The 12,862-nt window shown below is 58.1% G+C and carries 15 protein-coding genes and 1 pseudogene; 6 read left to right on the forward strand and 10 right to left on the reverse strand.

Annotated features, from left to right (window positions below; genetic code table 11):
- Nucleotides 1-479 (reverse strand): TetR/AcrR family transcriptional regulator (locus ABYA88_RS13230; RefSeq protein ID WP_373187835.1); only part of this gene is annotated, 479 nt, incomplete at its 3' end.
- A gap of 82 nt (nt 480-561) precedes the next feature.
- On the opposite strand from ABYA88_RS13230, the gene ABYA88_RS13235 reads away from it, so the two are divergent.
- The 3 genes from ABYA88_RS13235 to ABYA88_RS13245 are packed head-to-tail and all read left to right on the forward strand — an operon-like array spanning nt 562 to nt 3,851.
- Complete coding sequence (locus ABYA88_RS13235) at nt 562-2,037, forward strand: flavin-containing monooxygenase (protein ID WP_373187837.1); 1,476 nt, start codon at nt 562-564, stop codon at nt 2,035-2,037.
- Nucleotides 2,038-2,054: 17 nt separating this feature from the next.
- Nucleotides 2,055-2,888, forward strand: coding sequence for an SDR family NAD(P)-dependent oxidoreductase (locus ABYA88_RS13240; RefSeq protein WP_373187838.1), 834 nt, complete (start codon nt 2,055-2,057; stop codon nt 2,886-2,888).
- A gap of 12 nt (nt 2,889-2,900) precedes the next feature.
- Nucleotides 2,901-3,851, forward strand: a complete 951-nt coding sequence (locus ABYA88_RS13245) for an alpha/beta fold hydrolase (RefSeq protein ID WP_373187839.1) — start codon at nt 2,901-2,903, stop codon at nt 3,849-3,851.
- Here ABYA88_RS13245 and rarD read toward each other — a convergent pair.
- The 5 genes from rarD to ABYA88_RS13270 form a co-directional block, all read right to left on the reverse strand.
- Entirely contained in the window at nt 3,846-4,754 is a 909-nt protein-coding gene (gene rarD / locus ABYA88_RS13250) for an EamA family transporter RarD (protein WP_373187840.1), read from the reverse strand. The two genes, ABYA88_RS13245 and rarD, sit on opposite strands and share 6 nt — an antisense overlap.
- A 131-nt stretch (nt 4,755-4,885) precedes the next feature.
- A complete protein-coding gene (locus tag ABYA88_RS13255; RefSeq protein WP_373187841.1) occupies nt 4,886-5,224 on the reverse strand; it encodes a hypothetical protein in 339 nt (112 codons plus the stop codon).
- Nucleotides 5,225-5,379: 155 nt separating this feature from the next.
- Nucleotides 5,380-6,147, reverse strand: coding sequence for a Mut7-C RNAse domain-containing protein (locus tag ABYA88_RS13260; protein ID WP_373187842.1), 768 nt, complete (start codon nt 6,145-6,147; stop codon nt 5,380-5,382).
- A 229-nt stretch (nt 6,148-6,376) separates the two neighbouring features.
- Nucleotides 6,377-8,818, reverse strand: a complete 2,442-nt coding sequence (locus ABYA88_RS13265) for a copper-translocating P-type ATPase (RefSeq protein WP_373187843.1) — start codon at nt 8,816-8,818, stop codon at nt 6,377-6,379.
- Nucleotides 8,819-8,839: 21 nt separating this feature from the next.
- Nucleotides 8,840-9,241 (reverse strand): MerR family transcriptional regulator, encoded by a 402-nt coding sequence (locus ABYA88_RS13270; protein ID WP_373187844.1) that lies wholly within the window; start codon nt 9,239-9,241, stop codon nt 8,840-8,842.
- A gap of 147 nt (nt 9,242-9,388) precedes the next feature.
- On the opposite strand from ABYA88_RS13270, the gene ABYA88_RS13275 reads away from it, so the two are divergent.
- Nucleotides 9,389-9,643, forward strand: a complete 255-nt coding sequence (locus tag ABYA88_RS13275; RefSeq protein ID WP_373187845.1) for a hypothetical protein — start codon at nt 9,389-9,391, stop codon at nt 9,641-9,643.
- Between the two features lie 42 nt (nt 9,644-9,685).
- Here the strand turns inward: ABYA88_RS13275 and ABYA88_RS13280 are convergent, their stop codons facing one another.
- The 3 genes from ABYA88_RS13280 to ABYA88_RS13290 form a co-directional block, all read right to left on the reverse strand.
- A complete protein-coding gene (locus ABYA88_RS13280) occupies nt 9,686-10,384 on the reverse strand; it encodes an RES family NAD+ phosphorylase (RefSeq protein WP_373187846.1) in 699 nt (232 codons plus the stop codon).
- Nucleotides 10,378-10,779, reverse strand: a complete 402-nt coding sequence (locus ABYA88_RS13285; RefSeq protein ID WP_373187847.1) for a hypothetical protein — start codon at nt 10,777-10,779, stop codon at nt 10,378-10,380. The genes ABYA88_RS13280 and ABYA88_RS13285 overlap by 7 nt, the downstream gene beginning before the upstream one ends.
- A 69-nt stretch (nt 10,780-10,848) precedes the next feature.
- A complete protein-coding gene (locus ABYA88_RS13290) occupies nt 10,849-11,544 on the reverse strand; it encodes a class I SAM-dependent methyltransferase (RefSeq protein ID WP_373187848.1) in 696 nt (231 codons plus the stop codon).
- A 340-nt stretch (nt 11,545-11,884) separates the two neighbouring features.
- Here ABYA88_RS13290 and ABYA88_RS13295 point away from each other — a divergent pair, with 340 nt between their 5' ends.
- Together ABYA88_RS13295 and ABYA88_RS13300 are read left to right on the forward strand one after the other, a co-directional pair.
- A complete protein-coding gene (locus tag ABYA88_RS13295) occupies nt 11,885-12,310 on the forward strand; it encodes a hypothetical protein (RefSeq protein ID WP_373187849.1) in 426 nt (141 codons plus the stop codon).
- Nucleotides 12,311-12,337: 27 nt separating this feature from the next.
- Nucleotides 12,338-12,556, forward strand: coding sequence for a hypothetical protein (locus ABYA88_RS13300; RefSeq protein ID WP_373187850.1), 219 nt, complete (start codon nt 12,338-12,340; stop codon nt 12,554-12,556).
- Between the two features lie 108 nt (nt 12,557-12,664).
- Here the strand turns inward: ABYA88_RS13300 and ABYA88_RS13305 are convergent.
- A pseudogene (locus tag ABYA88_RS13305) lies at nt 12,665-12,862 on the reverse strand (hypothetical protein); the annotation flags it as partial.

Here is a 12,862-nt window from a genome sequence, read left to right on the forward strand (position 1 = left end):
CCCGGGCGCGCGAGCACGCGGGCTATGTCATCGCTGGTGGCCTTCAGTGCTTTCTCGATCGCCTGATCCACCGCGGGGCTGATGCCGCGGATTTCGATCAGCAACAACCTGGCAATGGTCGGGTTTTCCTTCAGGCGTTGAAAATACGCCAGCAGCATGGCTCTGCTGCGTGCCACCGGGTCAGGCCCCGCCTCTTGTGCTGCGGCCATGTTGTCCTCGCGCATCCAACGCGCCGCCTGTTCGTAGGCGGCAATCAGCAGGTCGTCGCTGTGCGCAAAGGACTCATAAAAGTAACGCTGGGTCAGCCCGGCAGCGTCGCATATCTGCTTTACACCCGAATGCCGGTAACCGTTCTGCCCATACACCTGCACTGCCGCATCAATTAGCTGCTGGCGGCGCAGCGCACGGCGCTCTTCCACCGCAGATCCGCGGTAGCGTCGCTTGGGCTCGGAGGCAGGTGCGGTAGTAGTTGTATTCATGCGTTGAATTCTGACAATAAGGATTGCCAAATCTTATATGACAATTTAGATTGTCACCACCACCCATTGTCGGGATAACCGCATGAACACACCACAACAACAATTCCAGCCTACCTCCCTGGACGTCCTGATCATCGGTGCCGGCCTCTCTGGCATCGGTGCGGCGCGCGCCCTGACCGATCAATGCCCGGACAAACGCTACCTGATTCTGGAACGCCGCGCGGCCATAGGCGGCACCTGGGATCTGTTCCGCTACCCCGGCATCCGCTCTGACTCGGACATGTATACCCTGAGCTACAGCTACAAGCCGTGGACCCATCGCAAGGCGATTGCCGATGGTAACGACATCAAGCGATACATCGAGGAAATTGCCGAAGAATCCGGCATTACCAACCACATCCGTTTTCAACGCAGGGTGGTTTCTGCCTCCTGGTCGAGTGAAGAAACACTCTGGACGGTCACTTCGATCGCGACGGACAAACAGGGGCAGGAGCGGGAGGAAGTCGTCAAGGCGCGCATGCTCTCGGTCTGCGCCGGCTACTACAGCTATGACGAAGGCTACCGTCCGGACTTCCCGAATGAGGCCGATTTCAAGGGCCAGATCGTTCATCCACAGTTCTGGCCGGAGGATCTTGATTACAGCGGCAAACGCGTTGTGGTTATCGGCAGTGGCGCAACCGCTGTAACGCTGGTACCGGCCCTGGCCCAGACCGCCGCCCATGTGACCATGCTGCAGCGCTCGCCCAGCTACGTAGTATCGCGGCCGCTCGAGGATGGCTTTGCCCGCGGCCTGCAGAAGTGGCTGCCAATGCCTGCCGCCCACTCCCTGACTCGCTGGAAGAACGTGCTGCTGGGTTCCTTCTTCTACCGGATCGCACGCAACAAGCCGGAAATGTTCAAGCAACGCCTGCTGCACATGGTCAAGACCCAGGTCGGCTCCGAGACGGACATGAAGCACTTCACGCCTTCTTACAAGCCCTGGGATCAGCGGGTCTGCGCGGTGCCGGACGGCGATCTGTTTCACGATATCCGAGCCGGCCGTGCATCGGTTGTGACCGACACCATCGAATCGTTTACCGCGAACGGCATCCGCCTGACATCAGGCGAGGAGCTGCAGGCCGACATCATCATCACCGCTACCGGACTCAAGCTCAATGCGCTCGGCGACGTGCAGGTGAGCGTGGACGATGAACCGGTGGTCTTTGGCGAACACATGGCCTACAAGGGGATGATGCTCAGCGATATTCCGAACCTGGTTCTGACCTTTGGTTATACCAACGCGTCCTGGACGCTCAAGGCCGAGCTGACATCCAACTATACCTGCCGCTTACTGCAGTTCATGGACCGCAAGGGTTACCGCGTCGCGGTGCCGCGGCGTGATGAGGATGTGCAGGACGCACCCTTCCTGAACTTCACCTCCGGGTATGTTCAGCGCGCCGAGGGCATGCTGCCCAAGCAGGGCGATCGCAAACCCTGGCAGGTCCATCAGAATTTTTTCCAGGACAAGATGACCATCCAATACGGCCGGGTAGATGACGGCGTAATGCAGTTTCAATAAAAAGGATAATAAAAGCCATGCAAGTAAATGATTGTGTTGCAGTTCTTACCGGTGCAGGTAGCGGCATCGGCCGTGCTCTGGCCCTGGCCCTGGCCGAACGCGGCTGCCATCTGGCGCTGGCTGACGTGAATACCCAGGCGCTCGGCGAAACCGCCGCTCAGGCCCGTAAGCTCGGTATACAGGTCAGCGAGCACCCGCTGGATGTCGCCGATCGAACAGCAGTTGCCGCCCTGCCCCAGGCCGTAATGGCCGAGCATGGCAAGGTGGATCTGTTGATCAACAATGCCGGTGTGGCGTTGGGCGGCAACTTCGACCAGGTCAAGACCGAAGACTTCGACTGGTTGATGGCGATCAACTTCGATGGCGTGGTGTGCATGACCCGCGCCTTTCTGCCATTGCTCAAGCAACGCCCGGCATCGCGTATCGTCAACGTTTCCAGCCTGTTCGGCTTTATAACCCCGGCGGGCCAGACCGCCTATTGCGCCAGCAAGTTCGCCGTTCGTGGTTTTTCCAACGCGCTGCGTCTGGAACTGCAGAGTGGTCCGGTAGGCGTAACCGTTGTGCATCCCGGCGGCGTCGCAACCGCTATCGCCACCAGCGCACGGCCGCCGGAAGGCGTTGACGATGCCGAGCATGCACGCAAGCTCAAACAGGCAGAGAAACTTCTGCGCATGCCGCCACCAAAGGCCGCACAGATCATCCTACGCGGTATTGAGCGGGACAAGCCCCGGGTTGTCGTCGGCAATGATGCGCGCATACTGTCATGGTTGGAGCGCATTATGCCGGTCAACTACTGGCGCTTGCTGCCCGGGCTTGCGACCCCGAAGAACGACGGATCATCCGCACCCTAAAAGGAATTAACCGTGAATTTTCTGTTCAGTGCCATCCTCATCAGTCTGTCGCTGTTTCTCGGCGGGCTGTTTCTGTTCACCCTTTTTATTGCCACGCGCGTGCGCATGGGCCTGCCGCCAGAGGGTCGGTTTGTCACGGTCATGGGCAACCGGATGCATTATCTCGAGCAGGGCAAGACGCAGGGAGATGCACCGACGATCCTGATGATCCACGGTCTCGGCGGTGTCGCCCAGAACTTCAGCTACAGCGTGCTCGGCGAGCTGGCCGGGACTCACCGCGTCGTTGCGATCGACCGGCCAGGCAGCGGCTATTCGTCGCGGCATAAACGCTCGTCCGCATCGCTGACGGTACAGGCCGATGTGGTGGCTGGCCTGATCGACGCGCTTGGCCTGGGCAAGCCGTTGATCGTCGGCCATTCCTTGGGCGGTGCGGTGGCGCTTGCCACGGCGCTGCGTCATCCGGACAAGGTTGCTGGGCTGGCACTGGTCGCGCCACTGACTCACATGCCCACGGAAACCTCCAAGGTCTTTGCTGCTCTGGGTATTTCCTGGCCGTGGCTGCGCCGTCTGGTGGCCTGGACACTGGCGACGCCGATGTCGATCCTGCAACGCGACAAGGTGCTGGACATCGTTTTCGGTCCCGAGAGTGTACCCGAGGACTTCGCGGTGCGCGGCGGCGGCTTGCTGGGTCTGCGTCCCAGCCAGTTTATCGCGGCGTCGGCTGACATGAATGCACTGCCGGACGCTTTGCCAATGATGCAGCAGCAATATGCTTCACTCATGCTGCCGATCTCGGTGCTGTATGGTCGGGAGGACCGCATCCTGAATTATCGCGAACAGGGCGAGACGATGGCTGCGGCGGCGCCCGATGTCGACCTGGAGCTGATCGAGGGCGGCCACATGCTCCCGATCACCCAGCCCGCAGTGACTGCAGATTTTATCCGGCGCAACAAGGCGCTATGAGACAGCCTGGCGTTTTCTGCTCGCCTGCAGGGTGCGCCAGGTTGACCAGGAATAGAGCGCTAGCGCAATCCAGATCATCGCGAAGCTGATGATCTGGATCATTGTGATCGATTCCTTGAATACAACCAGCGCAATCAGGAACTGCATGCTCGGGTTGATGTACATAAGAAATCCGACCGTGGCCAGGCGCAACCGCCGGGCCGCACCAGCGAACGCCAGCAAGGGCACCGCAGTGACCACGCCACTGGCTACCAGCAGAAAAGTGGTGCGCAGGTCAGCGGTAAAGTGCGACTGGTCCGCCTGGAGCATCCAGGCCACGACCAGAAGCGCAATCGGCAGCAACAACAGCGTTTCCACAAACAGCCCTGACAACCCATCCAGCTGTATCTGCTTGCGCAGCAACCCATAAGTACCAAAGCTCAACGCCAGAATCAGACTGATCCACGGCATTGTGCCCAGAACGATCAATTGCAGGAGTATGGCCGCGCCGGCCAGCAGTACCGCGACACCCTGCAGCGGCTCCATGCGCTCGCGCAGAATCAGCATACCAAGCGCTACATTCACCAGCGGCGTGAGGAAATATCCCAGACTGGCCTGCAATACGTGATGGGTCTCGACAGCGTAGATGTAGACACCCCAGTTGACTGCGATCAGCACAGCGCAGCCAAGCACCCTGCCTAACCGCCCGGGCCGCGCCAATGCCTGCCTGACGGGCTCCCAACGCCGCATCAGCGTGATCACCAGCGCCAGAAAAACGCAGGACCAGATAATGCGATGGATCAGAATTTCGAATGCAGGCACGCCCTGGAACAGCGCAAAGAAAAGTGGGAAACAGCCCCAGATGGTATAGGCGCCAACACCGTACGCGATGCCCTGGCTATTTTCCGTAAGTTTGGCGGACATTGTGCGTTTGACTCGACATGGGCAAGGTGGCGCAGATTCTACAGGCTACCCGGTGGTGGGTTCATCCGGATGCAGCGAATTCAGTCAGAAAGCACGGTCTTTTCCATCCAGCAGAAAACGCACCCAGCGGCTCAGTTCGTCCAGGCTGAAGGGTTTGACCAGCAGGCGGGTACCGACAACGCTGGTTGCCTGTTCGAGATGAGAAAAGCATTATTGGCATCAAAAATCCGACCGGTCATATCGAAATAAATGACGCCAATGGCCTCCACATCCAATGCATTGCGAAGCCTGTACTCACCGTGGCCGGCCGAAAGCTCCGCCCACAGCGCAAGTTGTGGATTCTCTTCTGCGATGCGCATCGCCGTGGCGTGAATACCCGGAGAGGGCAAATCAAGCCTGTTTTCTGCAGTGTTTTCGGCTAACTCTATAGCGCGCTGCAACAACGGCTCTACGTCGGGTATATCCGTCATGCTGATACCGTATCAATCTCAAACATCTTCGCTTCTTTTCGCTTCCCTACGCTTCCTAGCGCAGTCAATAACAGTATTTAGCCTCGGATAACGTAAGATCGCAACCTTGGCTGCTGAAAAGAACTGATCCTGCTGCTGGCAATGTAGTACCAATACTAGCGCGAACGGTTCGGGTTATCGGACCTCGGCATAGTCAGTGTTTCCAGCATTTGCCGCATCTTTTGCCAATGCGTGCCCTCCCAATACACCTGATCACAAGCCTCGCATAACCAGAACCGCTCGTGCCGCTCTCGCACCCCTTGCGGAATACGCTCAAGCACCCGTGCCCTGGCTATTTGCTGTAGGACCACGTTGCAATTCAGGCAGCGGCTTAATGGCCGTATGTGCGTATCCAGACCCAACCGATCAAATAGCTCACGCAGTTGGTCATGCGGCTTGACCGAGTGTACATAGCAGCCATGCGTCACAGCGCGATGTTTGAGCAGATCCCGGTCGCGGGTGAGCAGCACGCGGCCCTGCTGATAAGCCACCTTCGCTATTTCCGCGTCATCGATGCCGTTATCGTACAACGTGTCGAATCCCGCCATGCGCAACAGCCGGGCGAGCGCGCCCAGGTGAGCATCGGCCACGAATATCGGCACTCCGCCAGCAGGTTGGCGCACGCGGGTCACGGTAGAAATATCAAGAGACGCAAATTCAGGATAAACAGCGATACGGGCACCGTCCGTGACCTGTTGGTCAAGCGCCGCGGCCTCGCCGTTGGCAAGCACCAGCGCTATCTCGGTATGTGGTACGCCAAGCGCTTCGACCATATGCTTGATGGTCGCGTTCTCTGCGCAAACGACGGTAAACGGTTGGCTGCGCCGTTCGCTCGGCAGAAAATGATTGAGTCGGGCGTAGAATCGAAAGGTTGCTGAGGTCATGCTGTAACTATGGCAGCTGGAGCGTCGGTTGCCAGGCCAGGCCCGCACATCTGATCAGCGAAATTCCGCAAGGCGCTAGCAATCGAGTGCATCGATTTCCGAGTTTATCTACCGGGGGCGGCTATTTCTGGCCCCTGACCGCTATCACCTCGACCGGGATGGCGAGCTACAGCTGATCCAGACCGACCCCAAAGTTTTTCCAGTTATCGAAAGCTGATACGGCAGGGACTCATTGCGCGGTGACCTGAGTCCGAAAACGCCGCAACCGCAATGAGTTAGTCAGCACAAATATACTCGAAAGACTCATCGCACCTGCGGCCAGCATCGGGTTAAGCAGAAAGCCTGAGACCGGAAACAGTACCCCCGCCGCCACCGGGATCAACGCCAGATTGTAGCCATAGGCCCAAAAGAAGTTGCCCAGGATAGTCTTGCGGGTACGCCGCGAGAGCGCAGCAGCGTTGACTATGCCGCGCAGATCACCGCGCATCAGCACTACATCGCCCGCCTCAATGGCAACATCCGTTCCGGTGCCTATCGCTATTCCCACATGGGCCTGCGCCAGCGCAGGCGCATCATTGATGCCGTCTCCGACAAAGGCCACAAGTCGACCCTCGTCCTGCAAGCGCTTGATCTCTTCTGCCTTCTGCTGCGGTAACACTTCAGCCAATACGCGCTCGATGCCCACCTGGCGCGCGATGGCCTCGGCAGTAACACGGTTATCGCCGGTGAGCATCGCCACTTCCAGGCCTAGGGATCTGAGCTCGGCTATTGCTTCTACCGAGCCTTCCTTGAGAGGGTCCGCGACCGCAATAATAACCGCCAGCTTACCGTCCACCGCCGCGTAGAACGGGCTCTTGCCCTCCTCCGCCAGCGCTCGCGCCTGTTCTTTGGCCGCCGCGAGATCGACACCCAGCCGCTCCATGTAACGATCGGCGCCAATATGAATCTGCCGCCCGGCCACATTAGCTTTAATGCCGTAGCCAGGCTCGTTGTTGAATGCGGTAACACCAGGCAGTTCCAGCTCACGCGCTTTGGCAGCGCCGACAATGGCTTCGCCGATCGGGTGCTCGCTCTGCGATTCGATAGCGGCCACCCAGCTCAGCAACTCGTCATCATTGCCTTCCATCACTACAAAATCAGTCAGTTCCGGCCGGCCCTGGGTCAGAGTGCCTGTCTTGTCCAGCACAACGGTATCCATCTTGGCCAGCGTTTCCAGCGCTGCGCCGCGGCGGAACAGGACGCCCATCTCCGCGCCCTTGCCGGTGCTCACCATGATTGCGGTCGGCGTTGCCAGACCCATCGCGCATGGGCAGGCAATCAGCAAGACGCTAACGCTGGTGACAAAAGCGAAGGACAGTGTCGGCTCGGGGCCAAACCAGTACCAAACCGCAAAGGTGATAATCGCGACCAGGATGACGATCGGCACGAATACACCGGCGATCTTGTCCGCCAGCTGCTGAATCGGAGGTTTGTCGGCCTGGGCCTGTTCCACCATTTTCACGATCTGCGACAGCACCGTGTCGCCACCCACACGAGTCACGCGAAATACCAGCGACCCGTTCTTGTTGATCGTGCCGCCCACAACCTCTGCCCCAGATTCCTTCGAGACCGGCACAGGCTCGCCGCTGATCATCGACTCATCTACGTAGGACTGGCCCTCCTCCACTACACCGTCTACCGGTATCCGGTCGCCGGGGCGTACCTGGATGCGGTCACCGGACACTACGTCTTCGATCGGCACCTCGATTGTCTCGCCATCGCGCACTACCCGCGCCGTTTTCGCCTGCAGGCGCAGCAATTTCTTGATTGCCTCTGAGGTGCGACCCTTCGCGATATGCTCGAAGTAGCGTCCGAGCAGAATCAGCGTAACGATAACTGCTGCCGCCTCGAAATAGCTCTCGGCGGTGCCGGACGGAAACACCGCAGGCGCAAGAAAGGCCACCACCGAATAGAAGTAAGCCGCGCTCGAACCAATCATCACCAGGCTGTTCATGCCCGGGCTCAGATGCCGAAGCTCCGCAAAGCCACTGCGGAAAAAGCGAGCACCGGCGTAGAACAGCACGGGAGTGGTCAGCAGCCATTCGATCCCCATCCAGCCGCGGTGCGACATGATGCCGGCAAAGAACGCATCCAGGCCGGGCAACATCTTGCCCATCGCGATGAACACAATCGGGATAGTCAAGGCGGCAGCAAATAGCATCCTGTTGCGCAGCTCAAGCCGTTCCTGGTCCTCTGTATCAGGCACGGGATGAGTCTCACTTTTCTGTGGCTCATACCCCGCACCGCGGATTGCGTCATGCAGCTTCTGCAGAGTTGCCACATCCGGCAGAAAAGTGACCGAAGCCTTCTGGGTAGTGAGATTGACACTCGCCTGCACCACGCCGGGCACCTGATTGATCGCCTTCTCGACGCGCGATACGCAGGAACCGCAGGACATGCCATGCACCGCGATATCGACAGTCTGTGTCACGGGCTGATAGCCGGCACTTTCGATCGCCCGGATCGCTGCAGCTATATCAGGCTGATTCTCGAAGTCTACCTGCGCCTTCGAAGTAGCCAGGTTTACCTGTGCACTGGAAATGCTCGGTTCATTGGCCAGCGCGCGCTCCACGCGTCCTACACAGGAAGCGCAGGACATGCCACTGATCCCGACCTCGATACTGTTACTCATTCAACCTCCCATACCGCGTTATCAGGATTGTTCAGCAATAGCCTCGACGATCGGGCAACCGGCAACAGAGCCCGTGCCAGAGCATTCAGCAAAGGTCTTGGCCAGCACTGCCTCGATGCGACGCAGGCTCTCTATCTGCTCGCGGATCTTCGCCAACTTCTCACCAGCGATGCGCTTGGCCTGGGCACGGTCACCGTTAGCATCCTGAAGCAGCAGAAGCTCGCGCACCTCTTCCAGGGTGAAGCCCCACTGTTTGGCATGCATGATGAACTGAAGGCGGGCCAGAGCCTCATGCGGATAGCGGCGATAATTGGATTCAGTACGCCGGGGCGCGGGCATCAGGCCTTGCTGCTCGTAAAAACGGATGGTCTGCGTGGCCACGCCGCTGGCAGTGGCAAGCTCACCAATGCTGAATGTCTTCATCGATACCTCGACGGCTTGAAGTGCAATGCACACACCATAACCTTAAAGTAAACTTTAAGGTCAAGAGTGTTAGCCAGTATGTTGCCCAATGGTTAATCCTGTTGAAGCAACTACACTTTAATTTCGCTACTAAAGTGAGATCACACCATGAGAACAACAGCATCTGCACTCTCGATTTCGGCACTGGCCGCTGCACTCCTGTTGGCACAGCCGGTGTTTGCCACGGATGAAGAACTCAATGACGCGCAAGCACAGGAATACGCGCGCGATCTGCTCGAGCCTGAAGAGGATCGCGCCGGACTAGGCAATATTCGCGACGAACCTTCAGACCGATATCTGGAGGAAAAGGAAGAGAACAAGATGGAAGGTCAACCCGGTAAAATACCTGAAGAGGAATACTGAGTACCGGCATATCAGACAGTCGGCACTCCAACCGGCTGCCCATCAACCAACGCGCGTCGACAGCTTGTGAACCGCGGCAATCTCCCCGCTCCAGATCATTTCGTAGTGTGCGGTCTGCACAACAGAAGCCACCTGCCTGGGTGTTAACAAGCCCCAGCAGACCCCCTCTGGTTGCCTGACAGAGTGGTATCGCAACCCCGCCGCACCCGCAGTAAGCGCGCTTTGGCCCAATACACGCGAGGCCTGATAACTGTCTGATGCATATACCGGATCAGTACGCGGCACATCCAGCACGTCCAACGCCTCCCTCTCGTCAAAACGCACCGTCAGGCCGCGAAAGACAAAGCGCTCGTAACGCAGATCCGGCACATTCGACCAGTAGGCCTGCTGGTGATAGCGCACCTCGGCGATGGCAGTCTCCATGACGTCGGCCAGATAGAGCACCCCGAAGGAGCCATCACTGAAACGCGAACCGTCCGGATTGACGTGAGTAAAAGGGGCCGCGGCATAGGAGCACCCGGGAATGCCGAAGGGAATATCCGGTCGCGGAATCAGCTCCAGCCGCCCAGCCTGATTGGCCAGCCGCGGATTGGTCATTGTCTGCAGGGCATAGAGTTCTTCGAATTCATCAACGCTGGCCACATCATCGAAAATAGCTATCGGTGGGAACTTGGAATTGACCAGCCGATACGCCCGCACATTGGCTGAGGGTAATACCGGCAGGTCCTGCGCGGTTACCACTGGCTGCCACGCAGCACATCGATTCGCCGAAAGGTCTCGTATAGCGCCACGATGTCCCCGCTGCCCATCACCTCAAGTGGTGCGCGGCCGAGAAAGAAGGCATTGTCGTTGGGCATCCGCATGAAGCCATACAGGTTGTCCGGATTGTCGAAGATGGTGCGCAGCGCCGCGTGGATATTCAGCACGAAGCTCACACGGGTGAGTTGATCACGATCCAGGTTGATCGACGCCACACCATCCTTGCGCTTCGCTCGCGCGTAGGTGCTGTGCGAGACGCGCAAAATCGCCTCGCCCTGCTCTCCCGTAGCGCCCCACTTATCCAGGATGGCAACGGCCGTGCGCAACCCGGTGGCGGCAGTCGTTTTGTCGGGCGCAAGAGCAGAAGCAGCCAGCATGGCGGAAACTCTTTCAATGTGTGTCTATAAATACTAGTTTCTAATATATGTATTTGCAAATACATAAAACTACGACCGTCGCCATACACTCGCCAGCCAGGGTTGCTGGTTCTGGGGTAGCCCCGCCGGCCGATAGTAATGTTCGATCTCGGTAAAACCTGCAGCCTGCATAAACGACCGCCAGGTTTCCAGTTGGTAGTAAGCCGCATAGCGATCGCCGGCCCAGCCTTCCTGATCGTCGCCGCGGGGATTGGAGCTGAGCAGCACTCCGCCCGGCTTCAGCGTGTGGTGTAACTGCTGCAGCGCATGAGACAAAGCCCGGCTTGGAATATGAAACAGCGATGCATTGGCAAACACACCATCAAAGCGCTCCACCGGCAAATCCAGCGCCAGAAAATCCTGCAGCCACACGTCACAGCCGCTGTCTTCACGGGCCATCTCGACAAAGCGCCCGCAGCCATCCAGGCCGACAGCCACGTGCCCCAGCCGGGTAAATGTACGCAAATCCCGCCCCGGCCCGCAGCCCACATCCAGAATGTGGAATGGCGCAGGCGCTTGAATGTGTTGCAGCAAGGTAGTTATGTTCTGGCTCACATCATGATCGCGCGTGCCTTCGCGGAAGTCTTCAGCGTTCTGTTCATAGTGCGCCAACGTCTGGCGAGCCAGTACGGAAAGGTTGTGGTCAGGTTTCAACGGCGCCGAGGCGTTCGCGTCTGCAGCAGGTTGCGCTTCGATAGAACGCGGCGGGTTGTGATGGTCGGACATAATGCGAGCGGGCTCCGCGCAAAGTAATCAGCCACAGGCTAGCGGGTTATTGTCCGGCTGCCCAGCATCCGGACCCGTTTGCTAAATGAGGCGCCGGATGAATCGCTGCGTATCCTTATTGAAGCCTACCGACGCAAAGGGCTATTGATTCCGACGAACCTTTGAAAGGTTGAAGCGCGCGTTGGCGACCGACCAAAAGATGATCTCGTCGGTGTCATAACAGACCAAAACGCGGCAGGTACTGAAACTTCTGGCAACCAGAAACCTCATAGGTCAATCCAACTCTGTTGTAGGCTAAATACTGTGAGACGGCATCAAAAAAGCTGACAAGTGAGCAGCGATGAACAGAATCGAATTGGTCAGACAATCAGTAGAACGGCATCTGAACGACATCAGAGATCTCTTGGCGATGCGACTGCTGTTTCCGCCGGAGCACACGGTGATAGCCATCGAAAAGGAAATTCGGGACCTGTACACCTATCCGGAAAGGCTGGAAACCAGCCACCGGGATGAGTGGAAAGCCATCGCGGTAAAGGCTCTGCACAGAAACGCCTTTCGCGAAAATGGACAAACCGACGAGAAAAACCTGGAAGATTATTTGGGCCTTCTCCAGGAATACGCGATCGACCAGTGCAAGACAGATAATGCCGAACTATTCCGATGCCTCGAACAGTTGCTGGCCATAGAGCAGGCAGCCAACACCATCACCTTCCACGACGCGAAACGGCGCGAGGTGTTGCGACTGATCTGGCCAGATCACAAATGACTGACAAACTTGAAAAGTGAGAGCGACATGGAAGATCCAAAAACAGTTGTGAAAAAAGAGCAGCGCAAGAGTTTGATTGTGCTTTTTGTGATGAGCATCATCAGCATAGTGCTCGGCACCATCATCACAGTTGCTTCCAGCGGGAATCAGAACGGCATGGGTGGCGGCGCAGGATACGTCATGATCATTGGCGGCATCATCGCAATGGGCATCTACATTTACGGCCGCAGGACCGGTCGCCCCTGAACAAACCCCCTGGCTCGAACTTCTTCAGCCCTGGCTAGGTCAAGCAGCGGTTAGAACTCTGCGGCTGTGCATTGCCTCCTTCAACTCGCGGCAGATTTATGGGCTGGATCATGTCCGCGCAAGCACCCTGTCTACCGCAGCCAGGGCGCCTTCCATATAACCGCCCTGTTCAATCGCGGCTTCGCTACCAATCAAACGCACCCTGTCTTTCCAAGGCGCAGTGAGCACAATGTCCGTATGCAGTGCACCGTGCTCGCCCAATGAGAGCCGGTCCTGGTCTGCAGCTGTATGGGGGTCAGCCGCCCA

It is taken from the genome of Halopseudomonas sp. (genome assembly GCF_041579695.1).
GTDB lineage: Bacteria > Pseudomonadota > Gammaproteobacteria > Pseudomonadales > Pseudomonadaceae > Halopseudomonas.

Bases quoted from the DNA above. Each gene is read 5' to 3' on its own strand.
- ABYA88_RS13235 (WP_373187837.1), top strand. From the start codon at position 562: ATGAACACACCACAACAACAATTCCAGCCTACCTCCCTGGACGTCCTG.
- ABYA88_RS13240 (WP_373187838.1), top strand. From the start codon at position 2,055: ATGCAAGTAAATGATTGTGTTGCAGTTCTTACCGGTGCAGGTAGCGGC.
- rarD (WP_373187840.1), bottom strand. From the start codon at position 4,754: ATGTCCGCCAAACTTACGGAAAATAGCCAGGGCATCGCGTACGGTGTT.
- ABYA88_RS13255 (WP_373187841.1), bottom strand. From the start codon at position 5,224: ATGACGGATATACCCGACGTAGAGCCGTTGTTGCAGCGCGCTATAGAG.
- ABYA88_RS13260 (WP_373187842.1), bottom strand. From the start codon at position 6,147: ATGACCTCAGCAACCTTTCGATTCTACGCCCGACTCAATCATTTTCTG.
- ABYA88_RS13265 (WP_373187843.1), bottom strand. From the start codon at position 8,818: ATGAGTAACAGTATCGAGGTCGGGATCAGTGGCATGTCCTGCGCTTCC.
- ABYA88_RS13270 (WP_373187844.1), bottom strand. From the start codon at position 9,241: ATGAAGACATTCAGCATTGGTGAGCTTGCCACTGCCAGCGGCGTGGCC.
- ABYA88_RS13275 (WP_373187845.1), top strand. From the start codon at position 9,389: ATGAGAACAACAGCATCTGCACTCTCGATTTCGGCACTGGCCGCTGCA.
- ABYA88_RS13285 (WP_373187847.1), bottom strand. From the start codon at position 10,779: ATGCTGGCTGCTTCTGCTCTTGCGCCCGACAAAACGACTGCCGCCACC.
- ABYA88_RS13290 (WP_373187848.1), bottom strand. From the start codon at position 11,544: ATGTCCGACCATCACAACCCGCCGCGTTCTATCGAAGCGCAACCTGCT.
- ABYA88_RS13295 (WP_373187849.1), top strand. From the start codon at position 11,885: ATGAACAGAATCGAATTGGTCAGACAATCAGTAGAACGGCATCTGAAC.
- ABYA88_RS13300 (WP_373187850.1), top strand. From the start codon at position 12,338: ATGGAAGATCCAAAAACAGTTGTGAAAAAAGAGCAGCGCAAGAGTTTG.